This is a genomic window from Paenibacillus sp. LjRoot56 (assembly GCF_964253335.1).
GTDB classification, from domain to species: Bacteria; Bacillota; Bacilli; order Paenibacillales; family NBRC-103111; genus Paenibacillus_E; species Paenibacillus_E allorhizoplanae.
The window spans coordinates 269,789-292,887 of the sequence record NZ_CAXURV020000004.1; the positions used below are offsets into that span (position 1 = coordinate 269,789).

General features: G+C 43.3%; 22 protein-coding genes and 1 riboswitch. Of the genes, 4 read left to right on the forward strand and 18 right to left on the reverse strand.

What is annotated here, in order from left to right:
- Positions 1-40: 40 nt before the first annotated feature.
- The 4 genes from ACSQ8O_RS26880 to ACSQ8O_RS26895 form a co-directional block, all read right to left on the reverse strand.
- Positions 41-1,276: a DegT/DnrJ/EryC1/StrS family aminotransferase gene (locus tag ACSQ8O_RS26880; protein WP_436244165.1), complete on the reverse strand. Its 1,236-nt coding sequence runs from the start codon at positions 1,274-1,276 to the stop codon at positions 41-43.
- Between the two features lie 164 nt (positions 1,277-1,440).
- A complete protein-coding gene (locus tag ACSQ8O_RS26885; protein ID WP_436244166.1) occupies positions 1,441-3,063 on the reverse strand; it encodes a hypothetical protein in 1,623 nt (540 codons plus the stop codon).
- A gap of 122 nt (positions 3,064-3,185) precedes the next feature.
- A complete protein-coding gene (locus ACSQ8O_RS26890) occupies positions 3,186-4,073 on the reverse strand; it encodes a carbohydrate ABC transporter permease (protein ID WP_436244167.1) in 888 nt (295 codons plus the stop codon).
- Positions 4,074-4,088: 15 nt separating this feature from the next.
- Positions 4,089-5,018 carry an ABC transporter permease gene (locus tag ACSQ8O_RS26895; protein ID WP_056621596.1) on the reverse strand — a complete coding sequence of 310 codons (930 nt, stop codon included), beginning with the start codon at positions 5,016-5,018 and terminating at the stop codon, positions 4,089-4,091.
- 188 nt (positions 5,019-5,206) lie between these two features.
- Between ACSQ8O_RS26895 and ACSQ8O_RS26900 the strand changes: the two genes are divergently transcribed.
- The gene (locus tag ACSQ8O_RS26900; RefSeq protein ID WP_436244168.1) at positions 5,207-6,592 is read left to right on the forward strand and encodes an extracellular solute-binding protein; all 1,386 of its coding nucleotides are present in this window, start codon (positions 5,207-5,209) and stop codon (positions 6,590-6,592) included.
- An 81-nt stretch (positions 6,593-6,673) separates the two neighbouring features.
- Here ACSQ8O_RS26900 and ACSQ8O_RS26905 read toward each other — a convergent pair whose 3' ends face one another.
- Positions 6,674-6,949 (reverse strand): hypothetical protein, encoded by a 276-nt coding sequence (locus ACSQ8O_RS26905; protein WP_436244169.1) that lies wholly within the window; start codon positions 6,947-6,949, stop codon positions 6,674-6,676.
- Positions 6,946-7,206 carry a hypothetical protein gene (locus tag ACSQ8O_RS26910; RefSeq protein ID WP_436244170.1) on the reverse strand — a complete coding sequence of 87 codons (261 nt, stop codon included), beginning with the start codon at positions 7,204-7,206 and terminating at the stop codon, positions 6,946-6,948. The genes ACSQ8O_RS26905 and ACSQ8O_RS26910 overlap by 4 nt, the downstream gene beginning before the upstream one ends.
- 13 nt (positions 7,207-7,219) lie before the next feature.
- Between ACSQ8O_RS26910 and ACSQ8O_RS26915 the strand changes: the two genes are divergently transcribed.
- The 3 genes from ACSQ8O_RS26915 (at position 7,220) to ACSQ8O_RS26925 (ending at position 8,654) form a co-directional block, all read left to right on the forward strand.
- Entirely contained in the window at positions 7,220-7,357 is a 138-nt protein-coding gene (locus ACSQ8O_RS26915; RefSeq protein WP_436244961.1) for an AraC family transcriptional regulator, read from the forward strand.
- Positions 7,358-7,471: 114 nt separating this feature from the next.
- Positions 7,472-7,615 carry a hypothetical protein gene (locus ACSQ8O_RS26920; protein WP_157257064.1) on the forward strand — a complete coding sequence of 48 codons (144 nt, stop codon included), beginning with the start codon at positions 7,472-7,474 and terminating at the stop codon, positions 7,613-7,615.
- Positions 7,616-7,652: 37 nt separating this feature from the next.
- Positions 7,653-8,654, forward strand: a complete 1,002-nt coding sequence (locus ACSQ8O_RS26925) for a metallophosphoesterase family protein (RefSeq protein ID WP_436244171.1) — start codon at positions 7,653-7,655, stop codon at positions 8,652-8,654.
- A gap of 302 nt (positions 8,655-8,956) precedes the next feature.
- Here ACSQ8O_RS26925 and ACSQ8O_RS26930 read toward each other — a convergent pair whose 3' ends face one another.
- The 12 genes from ACSQ8O_RS26930 to ACSQ8O_RS26985 form a co-directional block, all read right to left on the reverse strand.
- Positions 8,957-10,300 (reverse strand): sugar phosphate nucleotidyltransferase, encoded by a 1,344-nt coding sequence (locus tag ACSQ8O_RS26930; protein ID WP_436244172.1) that lies wholly within the window; start codon positions 10,298-10,300, stop codon positions 8,957-8,959.
- Between the two features lie 39 nt (positions 10,301-10,339).
- On the reverse strand, positions 10,340-11,455 hold the full coding sequence (locus tag ACSQ8O_RS26935) for a glycosyltransferase family 4 protein (RefSeq protein WP_436244173.1): 1,116 nt from the start codon (positions 11,453-11,455) through the stop codon (positions 10,340-10,342).
- Positions 11,452-12,276: a DUF6492 family protein gene (locus tag ACSQ8O_RS26940; protein ID WP_436244174.1), complete on the reverse strand. Its 825-nt coding sequence runs from the start codon at positions 12,274-12,276 to the stop codon at positions 11,452-11,454. The genes ACSQ8O_RS26935 and ACSQ8O_RS26940 overlap by 4 nt, the downstream gene beginning before the upstream one ends.
- A gap of 136 nt (positions 12,277-12,412) precedes the next feature.
- Entirely contained in the window at positions 12,413-13,510 is a 1,098-nt protein-coding gene (locus ACSQ8O_RS26945; RefSeq protein ID WP_436244175.1) for a toxic anion resistance protein, read from the reverse strand.
- A 6-nt stretch (positions 13,511-13,516) separates the two neighbouring features.
- Positions 13,517-14,176: a hypothetical protein gene (locus ACSQ8O_RS26950; protein ID WP_436244176.1), complete on the reverse strand. Its 660-nt coding sequence runs from the start codon at positions 14,174-14,176 to the stop codon at positions 13,517-13,519.
- A 143-nt stretch (positions 14,177-14,319) separates the two neighbouring features.
- Entirely contained in the window at positions 14,320-15,117 is a 798-nt protein-coding gene (locus ACSQ8O_RS26955; RefSeq protein WP_436244962.1) for a carbohydrate ABC transporter permease, read from the reverse strand.
- Positions 15,118-15,269: 152 nt separating this feature from the next.
- A complete protein-coding gene (locus ACSQ8O_RS26960; protein WP_436244177.1) occupies positions 15,270-16,151 on the reverse strand; it encodes a carbohydrate ABC transporter permease in 882 nt (293 codons plus the stop codon).
- A gap of 66 nt (positions 16,152-16,217) precedes the next feature.
- Positions 16,218-17,546 carry an ABC transporter substrate-binding protein gene (locus tag ACSQ8O_RS26965; protein WP_436244178.1) on the reverse strand — a complete coding sequence of 443 codons (1,329 nt, stop codon included), beginning with the start codon at positions 17,544-17,546 and terminating at the stop codon, positions 16,218-16,220.
- 127 nt (positions 17,547-17,673) lie between these two features.
- Positions 17,674-19,134, reverse strand: coding sequence for a response regulator transcription factor (locus tag ACSQ8O_RS26970; RefSeq protein WP_436244179.1), 1,461 nt, complete (start codon positions 19,132-19,134; stop codon positions 17,674-17,676).
- A complete protein-coding gene (locus tag ACSQ8O_RS26975; RefSeq protein WP_436244180.1) occupies positions 19,112-20,902 on the reverse strand; it encodes a cache domain-containing sensor histidine kinase in 1,791 nt (596 codons plus the stop codon). Before ACSQ8O_RS26975 ends, ACSQ8O_RS26970 begins: the two co-directional genes overlap by 23 nt.
- A 269-nt stretch (positions 20,903-21,171) precedes the next feature.
- Positions 21,172-22,281, reverse strand: coding sequence for a GNAT family N-acetyltransferase (locus ACSQ8O_RS26980; RefSeq protein ID WP_436244181.1), 1,110 nt, complete (start codon positions 22,279-22,281; stop codon positions 21,172-21,174).
- 47 nt (positions 22,282-22,328) lie between these two features.
- Positions 22,329-22,409, reverse strand: a riboswitch (ZMP/ZTP riboswitch).
- 71 nt (positions 22,410-22,480) lie between these two features.
- Positions 22,481-23,089: a LysE/ArgO family amino acid transporter gene (locus ACSQ8O_RS26985; RefSeq protein ID WP_436244182.1), complete on the reverse strand. Its 609-nt coding sequence runs from the start codon at positions 23,087-23,089 to the stop codon at positions 22,481-22,483.
- Positions 23,090-23,099 lie beyond the last annotated feature (10 nt).

The window sequence follows — 23,099 nt, forward strand, 5'->3', positions numbered from 1 at the left end:
TAATTCCTCCATCCGCTGTCGCCTACACGACTTCCAAGCCTTACTCATTGTAATGAGCAGCCACCTTGCGTATGCCGTCAATCATATCATCAATATCCTGTTCGCTAAAAAACTCGTTAATTGGCAGCCGGATGGCATGCTTCAGAATATGTTCAGCTACTGGGCATAGGCCTTCGGCATACGCGATATCTGAGAGGTCAAATGGGAAATGACTGCCTGTATACGCTTCCCGTTTCTGAAACATAGGCTGCATATAGACTGGTTGTGGAATGTATCCAGCTGAGCAGTCGATCCCTTCGGCTTGAAGCGCTTCTGCGAATTCATCCCTCGAACACGAGAGTACGGTAGGTTCTATCGTAAACATATAAAACCAATATGTGCACCGCCCGTCACTCGTCACTTCATGTGGAATGATTCCCGGGATGTCTTTGATACCGGATGTTAAACGATCACCGTACTGGCTGCGCTTATCACATATCCAATTTAATTTCGACAGTTGGGCAATGCCAACAGCACCCTGAAGCTCTGTCATCCGATAATTCGGAGCAAGTAAACGCATCTCGCGTTGTACCAGATTGCCGAAGCGACCGTAATTTTTATCTGCAAACGCATGCGTCCGTTCATAATCTTCCTCTAATTGGGAGTTGATGGTAACTATACCGCCATCTCCTGTCGAAATATGCTTATAATCATTGGTACTAAAGCAGCCATAATCCCCGATCGTACCAACCAAGCGATCTTTGTAATAGGTCAAATAGCTTTGCGCGCAGTCTTCAATGACAATCAATCCCTGCTCACGAGCAAGATCCATGATGGGATCCATATCTGCTGGATTGCCAGCCAAATGGACGACGATGATTGCTTTGGTCTTCGGTGTTATACGAGCTCGAATCGTTTCAGCCGTCATGTTGTACGTATGTGGATCCAGGTCCGCAAATACAGGAATCGCATTTTGATACAAAATGCCAATAATAGAGCCCGCATCCGTGATCGGACTTGTAATGACTTCGTCCCCAACACTTATGCCAGCTGATCCAATCGAAACATGAAGTGCACCAGTGCCCGATGAAGTTGCAACACTGTAGGTTACACCATATAACGCATTAAATCGTTCCAGAAACTGCTTCACTTTGCGGCCGGAATGATAAAATAGTGTATTTTGCTCAAGTGCTTCAACAAGCTCTTTGACCTCTTCCTCTCCAAATCGCCTGCCGGTACCGTAAGGTGTTGTTTTGATTTTGGATCCACCGAGAATGGCTAACTGTTCATCCATCATGCCAAACCCTCTCTCGTGTTGATATAGGATTAACCAATATAATTCAATAGGAATAATCAGAAATACATTCACAGCATGCCCCCGTGCTTTCATTATGAATACACGGGAGTCGTGCGGAATGTCTACAACTGTTCAAAGGTTTATTGACTTACTGAGCTTCTCGTCTATGGATTCTCTGACTTAAAGACAACTGGTGTTTTAAACACTTGCGAAATTGTTTTCGCATAATTATCGAAAATCTCTTTGCCGTGGTAAGTGGTCATCAGTTCTTTCCGATATTTCGGCCAGTTGCTTGCATCCTTCTCTTCAAAGAGGATCTTCACCATATACGCACGCATTTGTGTACGGAATGCTCCGATATCAAAGCCTGGCGGTGGAGCTACGTTTGTGCCGAGCAGGGGATACTTATAGGATTTCAGTTTCTCAACAATGGCTCGGTCATGGTCGGTTTCACGAGGATCGATAATCGTCAGACCAATCGGGCTCGGATCTTGCACACCATAAGCAAAGATCGAGCTATACACATCGAAGAAATTGCCGTTAGCTTGATTATCTTTGGTTATCGCATCCGGAATTAAGGTAATGGTGTTACCGCTCTTGGTATAGTTGGTGCCCTCTTTCCCAAAGTGCGAAAGCAAATAACCTTCTGGTCCAGCTAACCAATCCATGATTTCAATACTTTTTTTGATTTTTTCAGGAGGTGTCTTAGCGCCAAACAAGAATGGAACACCCGGCAATGCAGCATAGTTAACAGCATCCGGCATAATGTGGAACGGAACGAAGTCTGCGGTTTTGACGCCGCTGATATCAATGGTCTTCTTCTTCACGCTCGTAGCAACGTTATCAAAGGCCGCCGTGCGCAGCAAGCTTTGGAAAATCCCTGCTTTCCCGGCTTCTACCTTCTCGAGCTCTTGCCCTGGTTTAGCTAAAAACCAGTCAGGATCTACGATTTTCTGAGCCAAGACGGCACGAATATCATCGAGCACTTTCCCCGCCCGAATATCGGATTGCGGATCCACGTATTCACCGTGGGCTTGATCATACCAGAGATCGATTCCTAGTCCATTTTTATACCACTCTGGAAATTGTTTCGATACGCCAATGCCATTTCCGAATGTGGTGAAACCGTAGGTGTCATTTTTCCCATTGCCATCTGGATCATTAAACGTGAATGCTTTCATAACATTTATCATTTCATCATAATTCGTCGGCACCTTCAGGCCAAGCTTATCCAGCCAGTCTTTGCGCACATAATACGATTGATAAAGCTGCTTTTCATAAGGGACAGGAGCACGCATGAAGACTTCTTGGACTTGGTAGCGTTGGATGATTTCTGGGGTTACCCACTTGTAGTAGTTGGGCATCGTTTGCGGGTTCACGTAGGGGGTCAGATCGGCGACCGCTTTGTCAATAATAAATTGATTAGTTTGCGCGCCATCGGCCTGGAACATATCAGGGGTTGCACCAGATGAAATTTTCAAATTAATTTTGGTCTTATGATCTTCACCTGGAACGCCATATTCCATGTTTAGTTTGACGTTGAACTTCTGCTCAATGGCTTGACGAATGTAGTCCTTATCTGGGGCAGGCAATGACACATCATTGGTCGGTACAAAAGTTAACCAGTTCAGCGTCATAGGTGGCGCTTTCGTAGCTGCCGCTGTTTCAGGCGCAGATGAGGTTGCCGTAGATGCGGATGGTGTAGACGTAGCGTCGTCTTTCGAACAAGCACTCAATACAACCAAGCTGGCGATTACGCCGAATGCTACCTTTTTGCGCAATTTCATGCAAACGACCTCCCATTTGTACTCGAATTCATTCTCAAGTCTACTCTGGTTGTTGGTGTGACTGAAACGAAGCAAAACACGGCATCACTCCCCTCAAGGTTGTAAGTTCAACTGATCAACCATTACCCTTTGATGGAACCGACAAGCATTCCTTTGATGAAATATTTCTGAATAAACGGATAGATAGCCAATAGCGGCAATGTTGTCACAACAACCGTTGCCATTCGGATTGTGTCTGGCGGAAGTGTTTGTATAACTGATGGATTCGTATTCAACTCTTGGCTCACGCTAGATGTAACAATCATATTGCGTAGAATAACTTGAATCGGATACAGCGCTCGATCTGACAGATACAAGATGGCATTGAAGTAGGAATTCCATTGAATCACGCCATAGAATAAGCCAATCGTGACAATAATCGGCATGGATAAGGGAATAACGAGTTGGAATAACGTTCTAACGTCCCCACATCCATCTACTTTTGCCGACTCTTCTATTTCCGTAGGGAAATTGATAAAGTAGGTGCGCATTATGAACATGTAGAACGGTGAAACGAGTGTAGGGATAATGAGTGACCATATGGAATTGATCAACCCCAAGCCCTTTACGACTAGATAGGTTGGCACAATCCCACCGCTAAAGAGCATTGTGAACACGATCGCTAGTAGAAAAAAACGTCCTCCAGGTACATCCTTCTTCGAAAGTGGATAAGCTAGACAAATCGTGACTAACAGACTTAGGAGTGTGCCAATGACTGTAATCACAACGGATATCTTAAGCGCATCTGGTACAAGCTTGCTGCCGAAAATGGCTCGGTACGCCTGCAGCGTTACTTGCTCTGGGAATAGGACGAATCCTCCGTTTCGGATCAGTTCTTTGTAGGGAGTAATCGACTCGATGAACACAAAATAGAGTGGGAACACCGCAGATAAACAACAGAGCGTAAGGAAGACATAAATGACGACATCAATAATTCGATCCGATTTGGTCTTATGTACCGCATAGGACACAGGTTCCACCACCTCTTAGTAGATTCCAGAACCACCTAATTTTTTCGCGATTCGGTTAGCAGCAATGACGAGTACAAATCCAATGACTGATTTAAATACGCCCATGGCAGCCGGAATGCTGAAATCACTTTGTTCAATAATTCGGCGGAATATCCACGTATCTAGAATATCCCCGACAATCGTCACTCGCGCATTGAGGAATACATAAATTTGATCGAAGCCTGCATCGAGAATTGTCCCGAGCCGCAGGATTAACAATAAGATGAACACCTCGCGGACACCAGGCAGCGTAATATGCCAAATTTGCCTCCATCGCCCTGCTCCATCCACAACGGCAGCTTCATACAATTCTGGATTAATTGTCGCTAAAGCAGCTAAGAAGAAAATAGCTCCAAACCCAGTATTTCTCCATACATCGGTTAAAATGATGAGCGGCCGAAAGAGATCAGAATTCGCAAGGACATTCAATTCACCCCATCCCATATTTTGATAGAACGTTGTGACAAGCCCTGTGCCAGGAGAGAAGAATGAATAAACCAAACCGTATACGATGACCCATGATAAAAAGTAAGGTCCGTATGTGATCGTTTGAACGATCTTTTTAAACCAAGTGACACGGATTTCATTGAGCAGCAAGGCGAGAATTAGATCAGGAAGTAGATTAAAGACGAGTCGGTAAAGGCTGATGAGGAGTGTGTTTGACATAAGTCGGAGAAAATCAGGTGATTCAAAGATTGTTTCGAAATTGCGCCAACCCACCCATGGACTATCCCAGATGCCTTTGGTGACACTGTAATCCTTGAATGCGACGAGTAAGCCAGCCATCGGAATGTAGCGAAAGATAAGGAAGTACAATAAGCCTGGGGCCATTAACAGATAGAACCATCGATATCGATATACTTTTCGAATAACACGATTTGACTTGGCACTGATGATGGAAGCCATATGGTCACCCCCCCGTTTACAATCCCATTATAATTTAAAATCACAAAAAAATACAAGTGCTATACATGTTTAAAACATGTCTTTAAATCGACCAAAAGCCTTGCTAGTCCTCACTATTTTCTTGTTGTATATTTTCCAAATATTGTTTAGAATACATACAACTGCGCAAATAGGTGGCGATTCTAGTTATGAGAAAAAAGGACCAATATTGCTATTCTTCTTTGACCGATATCCTGCGGGAGCAAATTCTCTCGGGCTTTATTAAGAAGGATGAGTTCCTCATGTCCGAAAATGAATTAAGCAAATATTATGAACTCAGCCGCAGCTCCGTTCGCAAATCGCTCGACCTCCTGTTGAAGGAAGGGCTCGTTGTGAAAAAAGCCGGACTTGGCACCTTCGTCTCGCCTAATGTCACGGTACGGAAATCGAAGCGGAAAGTATTGCGTATTTTGACAATTACGCCCTCTTACTTTGTCGATCACTGCTTGCCATTCATTTGTGAAACGTTCGAACAACAACATCTCGACGTGGATATTAAATTGCTCAGCTTCCCAATCACACAATTCTGGGAGTCCCTTCATAAGTGTATTGAAATGGGCATTCAACCAGACATTTGTATTATTACGGACACGATCTTCCAAGAGCTTAAATCGATGGATGAATTCGTTAGTTTAGACAGGATTATGGACGATGAGCTGAATCGGATGTACCCTAAGGTGATCGACGGATTCCGCAAGGATGCCAGCGTCAAAGCCATACCTGTCACATTTTCAGGTATTTGCCTCGCCTACAATCCACGCATGTTCGACAAATACAATGTCGAAGAGCCACGTCATGGATGGGATAAGGAAGCGTTTATCGAGACAGCTAGGCGATTAACATTTGATACGAACGATGACGGAATTATCGATAATTATGGTTTTTCACTCCCTTCGACGCTTAACCGATGGAACGTAATCGCGATGCAGCATGGCTTTGACTTTCATAAGCCGAATAAGAAAGCGCTTCTAGACACGTTAACTTTTATGCACGATATGATCTATCGACAAAGGAGCGCGCTCGTTTCTCATATGCAACTGCATCGCGTTGCCTTCCAAAGCGAGCAAGTCGCCATGATGCTAACGACCACCATTGAGCTTGCTGGATTTGGCGACAAGCTGCCTTTCGAGCCCAAATTCGCGCCGATGCCATTCGGAGATTCACCGAATACATTGCTAATCGCGAATGCCTTGATGGTTCATTCCGCGAGTACGGAACGTGAACTGGCAATCCAATTCCTTCAGACAGCTTGCCATCCGGATGTGCAAGCCAAAATCGGCGAATCCCGCTTCCTCTCTGTTCTTCACGATATTAATACGATGATGTGGGACCCGTTTGATCTGGCGTCTCTCCATATTTCAGATGGTCAGTTACATGACGCCTTCTATCAACATGAAACCATCTCTAACACGCAAATGATGCAAGAGGTTAATCAGGAGATGATGTTATATTGGGAAGGTATGGAGTCGGCCGAGCAATGTGCGAAACGACTACAGAAGATTCTTGCTCCACGTAAGAAAGTGGCAAGCAGATGACCTATCGTGATAGTTTTCATCACTACAGCAACAGAAAAGCCGTCCCTAAGGATTTAACCTTTGGGACGGCTTCTTGCCCTTCTATTGCAGTTCAAACATGACCGCGTCTGCACGAAGGTTTTTGCCCGTATTCCCACTGAAGGAATTCGTCACATAGCCGCTAGTCCCTGCTGTGAAAGTGAAATTACCGAGCGTGTACCAACCACTAGTACCAGTTGTATAATCCACAGATATCGGACTGGAAAGTCCAGCAGCGGAATTAACCCTAATCTGCGCATTGTTGTCACTAGTCGAGTACACGATCCGATAAATCGAGACCTTATAGGTACCTGCCGCAAGAGTCGGCGTCCATTTCACACCTGCACCAGGTGTAAAGGAATATCGCGTTGATGAATTGTTAAGCCAAACAAACTGCTATCTCCAAATGTCCCAGAAAGCTCCGAGTATCCAGTTGTTCCGTTATCCACGATGATAGCGCTGCTCGCTGAATTATAGGTGTTATCTGCCCCGATGTTAGGCACATTTGTACTCGACACGGAAGCTCCGAAATAGTCTCTTCCCCCATTTGAAGTAATTAAAGAGCCGGCATTTATCGCAGGTGAGTCTTTACGCATTCAAAAAGGGAAGATCCTCCTTCAGGAAACTACCCTCACACTCGAAAAAATAGCAGAAGCTTGCGGTTATGCAAGTGGGTACTATTTTAGTCGTGTCTTTAGCTTGCATATGAGCATGAGCCCTTCGCAATACCGTAAGCTTCATCGATAATTTCGGCAATCACTACCGTTGTCCTGAAAAATGTGTGCCTTACTCATTTCATTCAAGTAGGATACTACATATGCTAATACTAGTTGGACAACCTGATTGCGGGAGGCGATGCGCGTGTTAAGCCCAGAAGATGCCAATATAATTATTGAGACCTTTTTGAGTCCAATGTGGTATTTCGTCACTTCCCAAGAGGATAAAGATGAGATTCACCGACTGGCCAATGCGTTAAGATTAGCTTCAGGTCAATCTCAGGATTAATATTCGTACGACATCAGGATTAAGGGGGAGGTTACTGGTGCTGAATGAGAATGATGCTCTCAAAATCATAGAATCATTTCTTCAACCGCGAATGACATTCGTGCAATCTCAAAATGAGAAAGACGAGATTCTCCGTCTAGCTAATGAACTACGTAAAGTTGCTGATACCTCCCCTTTGCTACGTTTTTCGGTTGTCAGTGATATTCACATTCAATACTGGGATACGCAAGCTCAGAGTAAGTTAAGTGATGCCTTAGAGGATTTAAACCAGTTAAATCCGAGTTTAGATGCGCTAGTAATTAACGGAGACCTAGGCGATGGACGTGCCAATGACTATGCTAAGATAACCTCCATCCTGCAGACAAATCCGCTACCCATGCAAATTTACTACACGATTGGCAACCACGATTACTACAAAGCCTATTACAATGCTGCTGGAGATTGGTCTCCAACCACATTCCCCAACGGCGAATCGGCCAGTGCTTCTTTGGAACGTTTTCTAGCTTTTACACAAATGCCTAGCGTCTATTACGATCGTTGGAATCAAGGCTATCATTTTATTTTCTTAGGTTCCGAGCGATATAGACAATCCGATCCTGCTAATCAGGAAGATGCCTGGTTGTCCTCCACGCAATTAAGCTGGCTGCAAAGTAAATTACAAGAGAACTATATCCAACATAAACCTCTGTTTGTATTTCTGCATCAGCCACTGCAAGGAACCGTATCTGGCAGTTTACCACGGGGGATTGTACAGCATAATGAATTGAAACAGATGTTATCCCAATATCCGGAAGTCATTTTTTTCACAGGACATACCCATTGGGAGTTGCGATTAACCTCAACGCTGATCAGGGATGTATTCACAATGGTTAACAGCTCTTCCGTGAGTTACCCCTACGATAGTAATGACCAGCTAATTCAAGGAAATCGTTCCGAAGGGCTGATTGTTGATGTCTACGAGGATCGCATTCATATACGGGGGCGAGATTTTGCGAATCAAGCTTGGATCTCCGAAGCAGATTTTATCGTAAAGCGATAAGATCATTGAACGATAATAGACCAGCCACGGTTACGTGACTGGTCTATTTTGATACGCCAGAATTTGTATGCTTTAGCTGTTGGGGTAAGCGAAGCTTGCCCCTTATTTATGGCTGTGTTAGTCGAAATAATCGACTATCTCGAGGGAAACTGGCGTATTCGGTCCTGAGTAAGTCGAAATAATCGACTATCTCGAGGGAAACTGGCGCCTTGAGCCTGAGTTAGTCGAAATAATCGACTATCTCGAAGGAAACTGGCGTATTCGGTCCTGAGATAGTCGAAATAATCTATATCCCCCTTATCCTACCATGTTTGTGAAAACCGAACGATATCTTCTTGTGGCAGTTCCTTCCCCAACAGAACTTCCATGAATTCAAGTTGGGTAACTGCCTTGATACCATGCTTAATGTCAGCAGGAATTAGCATAACGTCACCTGCTATCAGTCTATACAGTTTGTCCTCCATAAGAAGTTCTGCGATGCCTGAAAGAATCGTTAGACTTTCTTGTCGATTCTTATGCAGGTGATAACTGGTCATCTCCCCAGAGGTGAGCTTCACAAGTTTAAGCATACCCTCAGTCCCATTTTCATCATTCTTCCAATATCTCAAAATTTGATATGAGCCCCATCTTTTCTCCACATGCATCGGAATCTGAGTGACTTGTGCTAGCCTTTCCTTAATCAAATGGGCTTTCTCCTTGTTCGCAATCAAGATACCGTCCGAATTTGCCGCGACAACGAGATCCGATACACCAATGACTTCTATGGGATAAGGAAGTTCGTTGATAAGATGTGTATTTACGGAATCATCCGAGATCCTTCCTGGTCCAAAAACGTTTTGCTCACAATGAGGGGTCAGCGCCTTCCATGTGCCCACATCCTGCCATAAGCCTTCATACCTAATAACCACAGCGTTTTGACTATGTTCAACGACTTCATGATCATAACTTGTATTGGCAAGTTGTTCATAATTAGCCAGCCATGACTCTACTAAAGCTGGCTCCGCTTTGTCCTTCAAATAGGCTAACATGTACTTTAAAGGAAATGCGAATACACCACAGTTCCATAAAGCATTCTGCTCAATTAACTTAGAAGCAGCTTTCTCATTCGGCTTTTCGATGAAATGACCAATAAAAGAAAATTCCTCGTTCTCAATGGGGAGTACTGGAACAATATAGCCGAATTGATCGGAGGGCATTGTCGGGTTCGTTCCAAGAAGTGCAAGATCAGCCTTGGATCGTGAGAGGATCTCGGGAAAGCGATGTAGCAACTGGAAAAACGCGGAATCTGCATAAGTGTCCACTGGGAGAATACATATCGTTTCATCCGAATCAACTAGCATTCGCTCATGCAAATAAGTGACTGCTAAAGCGATGGCTGCATAAGTTCCTCGTTTATAGGGTTCACTTATGATAGGGATGTGTTCGCCAACATACGTACGAGTGATCTCTACTTGACTAAGATGTGTGACGATACATGTGGATGACAATAAACCTACCTCATCCAATTGTCTGCATATTCGCTCAATCATCGACTCTCTAACACCATTTGTGGATTTCAAAAGCTTAAGAAACACCTTGGAGCGAATCTCATTGGATAAAGGCCATAACCTTTTACCTGATCCTCCACACAAAAGTACAATACGCAAGCCAAATCCTCCTTTCCTGGGAGACATCACGCTTCACCCTTATTTCTTGGATTGAATGACTTTCTCTACTGCATGCTTCAACAGCATCCCTGCACGAGACCAAGTCAAAGGAAGGACATCTAATCTCCCCTGACTTCCCTTACGCTTACATAATGCAGGATTCTCGTAGGCCCTCCTCATATTCATTCGTAAACTATGATGATCAGGTTCAGCCCACAGTTGTCCCTTCTCAGCAAACAGGTAGCTGAATGAGCGCGATATGGCATGTCGACTATTCATGCTAATGGATGGGTTCTTCAATTGATAGGGAACGAGAAACGAGTTATTGTTTGTAAGGAAATCCATTTGTCCGCCCCAGGCCGTGGTGATGACAGGGATGCCACTGGCCAATGCTTCCAGAAAGGGAAGGCCTACCCCCTCCCCTCGCGACGGAAGGACGAAGGCATCTCCCAGTGTATACAGTCCTTTCATCTGCCTTTCGCTTAATCGTCTGCCAATAATGACAACGGGGGCTGTATCTTTGTGTAGACCCAATCTCTTTTTGTATTGCCAGATTTGACTCTGAATCCATTTTTCAGTCTCATAAGGTTCATAGCCATTCGTTTTGATCACAAGAATAACGTTATCTTTGGAGGAAAACTCTTCCCAGTACGCGCGCAATAAGCCTTCTGGGTTCTTACGGTGCTGAAAGCCAAATACAGACACGAAAGTAAACTTACCGGCAGCACGCGGCAATACAAACTTCTTATTGTTCGGATGAAAGGCCTTCGTATCTACACCATGAGGAACAATGTAAATGGGAACGGTAACCCCGCTGTTCAGAAGTGCACGCTTATTATGTTGCGTGGGTACACATACGGCATCAAATTTGTTCATATGAGAAAGCCATTCATTTGGCGTTTTACTTGTTTCCCAAACGGTATTTAGAATCATAGAATCATATAAACTTCGTGCACGCTCCCACTGCATATGGCTCGGAACATCGTGATAGATCAGCACTCTTTTGCCCATGAAAGGTCTTTTACTAACTCTAGAATTAACGAGCCTTACATCAACGCCTTTCCGTTTCAAAGAAGCAGCATAGGTTCTACTTGCATGACCGAGACCGCTCGCTTTGTGTACAGGTCCCTTCCAGACAACCACATAGGGCTTCATTGGGTCACCAACCTATGGGTTTTAACATATCCTTTGCGTTTATGCAGAGAAATGGATCTGTACCTTTTAGCTAAGGAAGACATCCTCGAAGGTGTAATTTGGGAATTGCTCAAATGTAAGCTCTTATTCATTGCAGGCTTTAAAATCATCTTATGAGCCTCGGATGCATATAGAAAATTGCCATACGTTTCAAATTCCGAAAAGGCAAACTGCTTGGATTTATTCATACTTTTCATAATGGCGGAATACCAGGAACTCTTATGTTTGGACTCAATGGTTTGTTTCAACTGCTTAACTTTAGACCTCTCGAACAGCATGTAATGAGTAACGAAGGACAATCGAGCTGATCGATTTCTACCCATCAACTTTCTATACGTATTGAAATATTCGCCCTGACTCCAGTTCCGACAATAAAATACCGTCTTATCACCAACTTTGAAAACATGTGGTCGTACGAGCACGGTATCCGCATCAATGACCATATAATAGTTGGATGTGCAGAGGGTATCTCCGTTCAATTTAAGCAACTGTTGGTACAGCCATCCAGTCCGATCCCACGTTTTGGACTGATAATGGATGTCCTTTTTCGTGATAGGGAGAACGGTATCTTCATGTACGAAGCGGCATCCTTTTCTCTCACATAGATCGAGTATCCGTTGTTTCCGCGGAGCCACAATGATGATTTCACCAATTGGATGCTTAACATATTTCCTTACCGCGTCAATGACTAGGGGGAGCGTCCCCAGATCCTTCTCAATTGCTGGGATTAGCACATCAATTTGGGGTGTCTTGCTAATCTCTTCTTTAATTTGCATAAACATTTACTCATCTCCATTATTCAAACGTATGGATTATCATATGTCAGGAGAACGAAATGGCATGGGTTAAGCGGCATGAGGAAAGCACAAAAAAGCCACCAAAGATTAGATCCTTGGCAGCTCTGTCAACTTATCCGATTTATTCCAAAAGTCCGCTAAGCTCAGACGCTTTTATTTCTGCATTCGTTTTATTCCCAGGCGTTAAGCCTAGCCTTTGCGTCATTTGCTGGCTGATGTTACCAAGCCGTTGCGTGTGCTCCGTTGCTGATTGGATGATTGTCCGATTTGACTGTTCAAATAAATCCAACGCGGCGAATAAGTCCGTCATGCCTCGCTCAATCGAATCCATTTGCAAACCTGGTTTCCCAAGCAGCTCATTCGTTCGTTGCGTCGTTTCTTTCAACAATCGCGAATTATCTTCAAACATTTTATTCAATGTCGAGTTCGCAGAATTGACGGCTTCAATTGTCTGAACTTGATCCTCAATGGCCATTGAAATCATGGCAGAGACTGTCAACAGGTTCTGTGTTTTGTCAATCGTCGCATCTACGGCATCAATCAGCTTATCGTTGTTGTCGTTAATGATATCGGTTCCTGCAATCGCTTGTTGATACAGGATCACCATCTCTTGAAAGGACTGAATCCGTGTCACTACCTTACGAAGTCCTCTCTCCAGATGTGTTTTACGATGTTCATTCTCGGGCTTGGCTATTTCAACTTCGAAAAGCTGCTTTAAATTCTCTCCCATCGCAATTCGCATTTGCAAATTATAGACAGACTCAATTGAATTTTTCTTCAGCGTCTTCATATACGCCATGTTCTCTTCTAGCGTTTCCTTCCCATTACGAAGGGATTGTACAATGGCATTTACATTTGTTTTCACGGACTGATACTTATAAATATAGTTCTTAAGAGGCGTCTTCTTCATCATTTTCTCAAAAAAGCCAAGCTGCTTGCTCTTACTCAACGAATCAATTTCGCCGCGCAACTTCAAAATGTTGTTTTGGACCTCTGAGCGTTTACCCGACATCAATTCATTCACTGGGCGTTCGAGCATCGCTAGGGATTGTCCAGCCTGTTCCATCGTTTTGGATCCCATGCGTCCAATCGAATCCATTAAGGTTTCTAATTCCATCGTATCGGTCGACGAAACTTTCTCAAGCAATTGTTTGGCTTCTTGCTCTACTTTCTGCAAATCAGTCGATTTTAATTGCACCAATTGGGTTGACAAGTTCATTCCTCCTTAGTCTGTTGAACGGTACCGCTGTTGAATTAATTCCATGCGTGTCTGCAATTCAATTAAGTCTTTTTGTTCAATTGTTTCTACATAGTCGGTGAGCTTAGAGTTAATATCCTTGATTCCTGTAAGAAGAAGACGACGATTCAATCGTTTTGCTTCCCCGCCTAACTTCAGAAAGGGATTAATCGCGCTATTTAAATCCTTAAAGATCAATCTTTGTATGTTATGATTCATATTTGCATCATTTAGCTCTTTTAATTGAGGAATTAACCGACCTACCCTAGAGAGCAAGCTAAGTGTCTTTTCGACAATTTCATCATCTAAGGTATTCTTCTGCCCCTCCGAGATCATTGTCTCTTCAATCACATGAATATACTCGGCAATCGGTCCCCAGAAGGGATCATTCTCAGCTTGGATTTCTGTATCGCTGGTCGGATTGGAAACCGGTGCTATCGTTTTATTCGTAGCAGGTTCGCTTATAGGTACATTAGTCGTTGTTCCCTTAATGGCTTTGGAAGAACGTTGGAGGACAAGAATAGTTCCAAATGTTAACGTTGCTGGTACTAATAAATTAATGGCTTCCGGTAAGAAATTAGTCGTAATGAGACTGACGACATATCCTGCAAGAGAGATGCCTGCTGCGACTTTGAATTGCTTTTGCATGATTCTTCACACCCCTGTTCCATCGTGTTACCCACTAAAATCATATCTCCCCTAGCGATTGATGTCAATTTATAGTAGGCAAAAAGCCAGTTAAACGCATCACGCGTCTACTGGCTTTCTCGACCTTCATCAACTTTATCTAATTATCCTTTCACAGCTGTATTGGAAATTCCTTGTATAATGAACTTCTGACCCAGCATGAAAACGAGAATCATCGGTAGAATAGCTGCACTCGCCGCAGCCATCATTCCGTTGTAATCCACATTAAATTCCATAATGAAATTCTGCAAACCCAATGGAATCGTATATAATTTGCGATCTGTCAGAAACACGAGTGCGTTCTCATAATCGTTCCAATGCCAAGAGAAATCGATGATCGCTAACGTTGCCATAGCAGGTTTAGCTAAAGGAAGCATCAGTTGAAGAAATATGCGATAATGACCGGCTCCATCCATGAAAGCCGATTCTGAGATTTCGGCTGGAATCCGAATGAAAAACTGTCTCATTAAAAACACACCAAAAATAGATATCATACCAGGCAGAATAAGTGCCCAAAGTGTATTATAAATACCTACCCATTCAAACATAATGAATTTCGGAACGAACAATACCTGAGGTGGAATCATCATCATTGATAAGTAGATTAGAAACAAAGTATCTCTACCTTTGAACGTAATTCTGGCGAAACTATAAGCAGCCAAGGAAGAGAGCAACGTCGCGCCAATTGTACAAACTACCGCTACCTTAATGGAGTTCATATAGTAAGTTGCAAAGCCCATGCTGCCTGTCCAAACTCGGATATGATGCTCCATATTAAAATGGGACGGAATCCAGCGGATGGGGTATTCAAATACTTCAGCTGGCGATTTAAATGACGTACTGATCATCCAAATGAATGGCATAATCATTGCCAGACCAAGGATAAACATGATAAGTGTCATTCCTGCTTTGATTAGGGTTGGGAGCGGAAACCGCCTCTTGGTTCGAGCTTTTGCACTTGCCCTAATGTCTGATTGCACAGTAGCCATAGAGGTTACCTCCTACTCAATTATTCGCCGATGAATCGGCTATCTTCAATACGGATTCAAATATCTTAATAATGAACCCATTTCTTTTGCCCAAACCATTGGACGAAAGTAATCGCCGCGATAATTAAGAACAATACCCACGATATCGTAGATGCGTAGCCCATCTCATAATAGCCGAACGCATTTTTGTAGACGAAGAGAGATAAAATTGTCGTACTGTTCCCAGGACCACCCTGTGTAATGGCTTGGATCAACCCAAACGATTTGATGGTCATAATTAGACCAGTAATGAGAAGTAAGAACGTCGTCGGGCTGACAATTGGAAAAATGATGGATTTAATTTTTACCCATCCGCTTGCGCCATCCACTTTGGCAGCTTCGAGCAACTCAGGGGAAATTTCCTGTAACGCGGCCAAATAAATAATCATATTATAGCCGAGCATGAACCAAATCCAGATGATATCAATAGCCATCATGGACGTTTCGGTTGTAGAGAGCCAACCCGGTGGATTCGACATGCCTATTGCTCTTAACAGTTGATTGATCGGACCTTCTGAGGGTTGAAACAATAGCATCCATACGAATGCAACAGCCACACCACTTGTAATGTAGGGTAGGAAATACATGGCTCGAAGCAATCCTTTGGCATACACATGCTTATTCAATACGAGTGCTACAAGAAACGCAAGCATAATGGAAATGGGTACTGACAGGAGATACCACCCCGTATTTCGGAGTGAAACATAGAAAAGATCGTCATGGATTAGTCGTTTGAAGTTATCAATGCCCACGAAATGATAATTGGGATTGGCGAATTGATAATTAGTGAAAATAAGGCCGAAAGAGAAAATTGCCGGTACTATAAAAAAGAGAAGAACACCCAGCATGTTTGGTGCAATAAATAAATAGCCGGTTAAACTTTGTCTGGCCATCCAGTTTTTCTTCACATCCGATAACCTCCCTTAGTATGCAGACAGGGGAACCAGCCGAAGCCACTCCCCCTGCTTTTCTAATTATTTGGTTGTTTTCATAAATTCATTATGCCGTTTTACCATAGCCGCCAAAGTTGTTGCAGTATCTTGCTTGCCTAAGAAAAACTTCTCATATTCCTCCCTGCGTAGGTCCATGACTTGTTGAGGCAGGTTACGCGTAAACGTAGGAGTCTTGTTCTCGAACAGTACATATTTCAAAGAAGGAATATCATAAGTACTCTCATTTTCACCTAATAACAGCTTCAAAGCATCTTCAACATTCGCATCTTTGGAAGCAGGAATTCGTCCGCCAGAAGCAAGTGGCAGTAATCCTCCGTCTGCATACCATTTCAAGAACTTCCATGCTGCATCTTTATTAGCCGTCTTCGCGTTGATCGAAACAAAATCGCCTAACCCACCACGACCGATACTATTTTGCTCATTGCTATCTAGTCTCGGAACAGGCGCGAATGCTATTTTGAACGTCCTTGGGTTATCTTTTAGGTTATTTGAATTTCGGAAAATCCAGGAACCTGCGTTCAGCATTGCGCTCTCACCTTTAAGAAACATCGTTTCTACAGGCATCTTGGTTGTCAGCTGTTCGCCAAGCATTGGCGTACTCTTGTCCTTCATCATGGTATTCAATGTATCTAACCAAGTACCCATTAATGGATTATCAAGATTTGAACTGCCATCTTTTTTCGTGTACCCATCGTGAGTCAAAGCGGAATCCAAGGAATCTGGGAACGACTCCAAATGCTGGACAAGTCCAAAGCGCTTATCGGCTTTCAATTTAGTGGCATAGTCCTGCATATCCTTCCATGTCCAGGAAGTAGGTACCTTAAGTCCAGCCTGATCAAGCATCTCTTTGTTAAACCACACGAAGAACGTACTTTTAACGGTTGGAATACCGTAATATTTACCATTAACTTGCCAATCCTTCGTCGTCGAGCCCATCTTCTGCTCAATGTTATAGTCGGTATAGCTGCTCAAATCCAACGCTACACCTGCATCTACACGTTTCTTCAATGCTGTCCCTGAATAGTTCACGAATAAATCAACACTTTGACCCGTGAGCAATGCCGTATCTAACTTCAGATTTCCTGCGTCGTCATTTACATAACGTTCGTACTCCACTTGAATATCTGGGTTTTTCGCATTCCAATTGTCAACCACAGCTTGAGGGCCGGATTCTGGCGGAACGCCTCCCCACATTTTCAACTTTACGACTTTACCAGAGGCTGCTGTAGTACTAGGACTAGTCGTACTAGCGCTGCTGGAGGATGAGTCACCAGAAGTATTACCGCATGCTGTAAGACCTAAAGTAAGAGCTAGTGCACCAAGCATCATTGTGTTCTTTCTCTTTGTCATTTGGATTGACCTCCTGCAATTGATTACTTACAGTACCTACTTTATCACCCATTACGAAAGCGAATAAGAAACAGAATCCATGAATCTATAGAACAAAAGTCAGATTGTCGAAAAAACACGAAAAGGTTTATGTTCGGTTTCTGAAGCTTGCAGGTGTCCCGCCAGTCGAACGTTTAAAAATCTTAATGAAATAATTATCATTCGCGAACCCGACTCGTTCACCAATTTCACTAATCGTTCGATCCGTTTCCCGCAGCAATCTTTGGGCATGTTCAATTCGAATCTGATGCAAATATTGAATAATACTGACGCCAAGTTTCTTCTTAAATAATCCGCTAACATATTTATCATCCATGCAAACTAACTTTGCTAAGGTGTCCAAGGTAATTTCCTCCACATAGTGTTCATGCAAATAGGAGATGATCTTATTGACCTCTGGATGATCAGATATAGGAATGCGCGAAGCGCTCAAGTGTTTGAAATGCGCTTCCAAACGAGCCATGAACACCAATTTTAGACGATGATGGTCGGATGCGAGTATCGCCTCTTCGTCAACCGTGCTGAGTTGAGATATTCTCGCGCACAAATGGGCAATTCTCGCGACTGCTTGCTTCACTTGCAGCTGCGGAGCTTGCTGAACTTCGAATTTACCCCACAGCTCATTCACAGCGCCAACCACGGCATCCCATCTTAGCTGCTCCAAGTTGTGCCAGATTTCATGCTCCAACCCCCACGTATCAGCAATTTCACGCAAAGGTGTGCCTGCAGAAGTGCATAGTTTCGCCCTGAAAGTGGGATTGTACCATTCCAAATTCAATGCAATTTGAACGCTTTTCCACATATCCATGAGCTGTGCAGCAGAGATTAATTCCGTATAGATTAGGCTAAACGGCAAGGCATTTTCTGAAGGCATGTTGAACTGCAAATTTGTTGGTAACCACATAAATAGGTAGCTAACACCGTCCATGGTCAGCAAATGCCAAACAGCTGCGGATGCAACATCGTTATCTATTAATTGGAGTGCGAAGAAATCATCTCGTGTGTAGGTTGGTTGCCCGTGTTGTACCGCGATGACACTCAAACTGCGTCCATGAACACCAGGAACCTCAAGCTCGCTTCCCTTTATTTCCGGGTACTCGGCTCCCCCGGGCATTAACTTCCACAGTTTATGCAGCAACGCTTCAGCTTCCCGTATTTCGACACTTCTGCGGTCGATAAGCTCTTTTTCTACCTTACTCATTGTCTCTGCTAATGTCTCTTGATCCATATAAAGCTTGAGCATATAACTGGACGCGCCGAACTCCAGCGCTTGCTGAACGTTCTCGAAATCACTCATAACAGTCAGCATGACGAAACGACTTGTGAAGCCTTCCTTCCGCGCTTGTTTCAACAAGTCCACACCATTCATCAGCGGCATGACAATATCTGTGATGACAACGTCAGGTTGGCATTCACGAATTTTCTCCATCGCCTCTAAGCCATTACCTGCTTCCCCAATGATGGTGAAGCCCATTTCCTTCCAAGGCATCGTTTCTCTCACTTTTCTTCGAACGAATACCTCATCCTCAACGAGTAGAACGGTCCACATGGGAATCACTTCCTTTCTGGTAAGGGGTGGACATAAGGAGAGGAAGCTGGATACGAACCATACAACCGTGTGATACCGGAACGAACGCAAGATTCGCTTCTTTCTTGAAAAGGAGGGCTAAACGCTCTCTCAAATTTTGTAAAGCGATGCCATTATGGTCCTTTTTGGACACTCCTTCACTGTTTACGAGACCGATGCCATTATCGACCACCTCAAGGATAAGATGAGATTCTTTCGTATAAACATGAATCGAGATGTGACCTTTCTCTTGGATCTGCGATATTCCGTGATAAATGGCATTTTCCACGATCGGTTGAAGGCTAAGTTTCGGTACGAGTGCGTATTTCAAGTCATCGGCATACACATAGTCAACTTGAAATTGCTGATCATATCGGAATTGTTGGATATAGACATAACCTCGGACGAGCTCTAACTCTTGTTCCAAATGAATGAGATCTACATCGAGCTTCAATCCTGCCTCTGTTAATCTTCCAAGCGACACACAAATTTTCGGAATCGCGTTGTCCCCTTTTTCCAAAGCCAGCCAGCGAATTGTGTTCAACGTATTCAACAAGAAATGAGGATTCATCTGCGAAAGCAGCATTTGGAATCGACTAGCTTCCTTCTGCCGTTCCTCAACTTTTAAGCGTTGTACGAGGCCGTTCATATCGACAATCATTTGATTGAAGGCTTGTACAATAGGCTGGATGTCCCCGCCGTATCTTTGATCAGGAAGTCTTACTTTCAAATCTTTACGAACGACATCGAGCATTTTAGCTTGAATGAGTCGAAGGGGACGCGTAACCGCAGATGCGATGAGAAACGTGATCATCATGAAGGCGATTGTGAAAACAATAAGTGTGCCCATATAGGCTTTCTGAATCGATCGAAGCTCAGCAAAGAGTACATTCGATGGCACTGTTTTGATTAAATAGGCATGGAAAGAGGGTACAACGGTATAGTTAATAAACGTACTACCATGTATGAAAAAGCCACTACTGGAACCGTCTGCAAGCAATCGATCGATGATCGGTGACTCCAATGCCATGGTTGACTTTTCTGCACCAGAGTGAACGATCTCGATTCCTCTTTGATCAATCAAATAATACTGATCGGAGGTTGGACTTCCGTTAGTAGCTGATTTAAACCAGCTTTCGTAATCCACCGCGATGTGTATGATCGCTCGAATGGTACCATCTGCGTCCCTTATAGGAGTAGAAATGGCAACTAGCTGCGGGCTTTTGTTAACATCAAACAGCACTTCATTACTTTCCAACTGCCATTGATACGGTGCAGAAGCAGTTAAAGCACTCTTAAACCAAGGCTTTGCCTGTATCAACTCATAATTTAAGCGCTGCGCTGGCGGGAATGAGGTATACACATTACCGAGTAAATCAGCAATCGTATAGAAAACGGGTGGACTAGAGATGAACAGACTATTCGTTACCGAACGAAAACGTTCTTCAATTTTACGTTGATTCACGATTTGATCGACTACTTCTGGCTGCTTTAACACGGAAATGACGGATGAATCTTGCTCGAACATCGTAATCGTCTTAAACGTCGTAGCGAGCAGACTTTCAAGTGATTCATTCATTTTGTTCATTTGTACAAGGCTTTGTTCACTCGTTTTATGTTGTAAATTGAGCTTCACTTTTTGAAAATTATAAATATCCAAGACAGAGAACGGCAGAAGAATAAGTACGATGAACGCCAGAAAAAGGCGATTTTTTAAAGTTAAAGATGAAAACCAGTTTAGTAACGGCACGTGAATATCCCTCGCTTCAGCTGTTCATTGTCAAATATTTTCTTAGTCTATCATAAAGGAATCTGGAAAGAGAACAAACCGGAGGAAGCCCCCTCTCATTCTAAGAACTTCCACTCAACCCTTCAAGAAACAAAATCCGCTATTTCATAGAACGATTTACTGATTTATCAGATCATTGATGGAGTATCTCATGTGCAGAAAGTAAAAGCTGCCCTCAAAGTAGAAAATTCTACTTGTAGGACAGCCTTATTAAAAAACGATTACCTTGCTTATTCAATTTCTCGTTCATATAAATTAGCGCCCCAACCGCGACCATCGAATCTCCCCCGATGAATGAATCCAAGGCTACGATAGTAGTCATTCAATGTGGGGTTATCTGCCATACAATCTAAACGCAACCAGCCTTTACCTTTGTTCTTTATATAGTCCTCTGACCAAGTTAATATCCTGCTGCCGAAACCCTCCCCTTTATATTTTCGCGCGACAACTAAACGGTGTACGTATCCAGCATCATCATGGAACAAGTCTCCCCAAATCTCTTCGTACTGCCACTGGATGGAAAAACAACCAATTATCTCACCGTTCTGACATGCGACAAATACTTCTTGATCATGAATGAAAGATGTTACATAGGTTTTGGTAAACGAATCCTCTCTCCACTGTGTGAATCCCTTTGACAATTGAATCCATTGGGCTGCTTCAACAAACAATTTTTGAATGTCATCTAAATCTTCTATTTGAGCTTTCCTAATACTAAATACATCGTTTTGTTGCTGCGCTGCTGTTTTCTCATCTTTGTGCCAATGATACTCAATTTTAGCAGCGGTTGCGAGAGCTCTTTCTTCGCCAAATAGCCTAGCAACGACATAGAGCGCAGCATCGAATCCCGCGGTAACCCCAGCGGACATCACAATCTTGCCATTATCCACATATCGAACATCCTCAACGATCACAGCACTAGGTGGTGCATTTCCGCGCAATAAATCAAATGCATTTCGATTGGTCGTCACTCGTAAACCGTCAAGTATGTTTGCCTTCGCCAATAAGAGCGCACCTGTGCAAACTGATAGAACGATTTCCGCACTAGCAGCAGTTTGGTTAATCCATGATGTAATCGTTGTGTTGTTCATTTCAGTGCGTGAGCCTAAACCACCGGGTACAATCAAAATGTCTGGCAAAGGGCAATTGTCGAAGCTGTATTTGGGTTGAATCGTAAGGCCGCTGACTGTGTTCACAGGACTTTGCTTTTCGCCTACCGTATAAACCTTGAAATCTTTGCCCCAATTACTCGATACCCCAAACACATCGAATGGACCTGCTATATCCAATAAATCTACCTTTTCATAAATGAGGACCGCCACATTTCTAGCTCGTTCCATTCCATTCTCCTCCTCGAAATAAAAAAAGCATTTGATCGATTGATCAAATACTTTGCCCAGGCGAACGGCTGTTATGGAATATGTGCTCCCCCGTAGTGATCTACGTTTCGCCAGTTACACATACCAAATATTCCCTTTATTATAGTCCGACATATCTGTGAAAATCAAGAATAAATTCTTCAGCCATGCCCTATGTTGTTTAAACTAATTGTGTAATTAAATAAACGGCAGTCACCCACATGATCAATGCTGATGCTTTATTGAGATAATTCATAAATGTGTTCGATTTATCTAATTTCCCAACCTGTCTCCCCACGACGGCAAGAGTAAAAAACCAAATCCATGACACGAGTATACAGGCAATTGCAAATACCAATTTTTCTTTTCCTACATAATGGATAGAACTGGTCCCTATGACTCCAATCGTATCCAAAATCGCATGAGGATTTAAAAGCGAAACCGATGCAGCAAATGCGATCTGCTTCTTAGGTGATAACGCTTTTTCATCGGATGACGTGGCGGCAGGTTTACTTTTCCAAGTCACAATCCCCATATAGATAAGGAACAGGATACCTAATATGAAAAGCACGAACTTAATAGCAGGTATCGTAACGATAACGACGGAAATGCCTAAAATAGCCAAAGTAATAAGTGCCGTATCACAAAGTGATGCTGTTAGAACGACCGGTAACGCCCTAATTAACCGTGGTTGTGTCACACCTTGATTAAAAACAAATACATTTTGAACACCTAACGGCAAGATCAGACCTGCTGATAAAAGAATTCCTTGTAAGATGGCACTAAGCATGATGTATTTC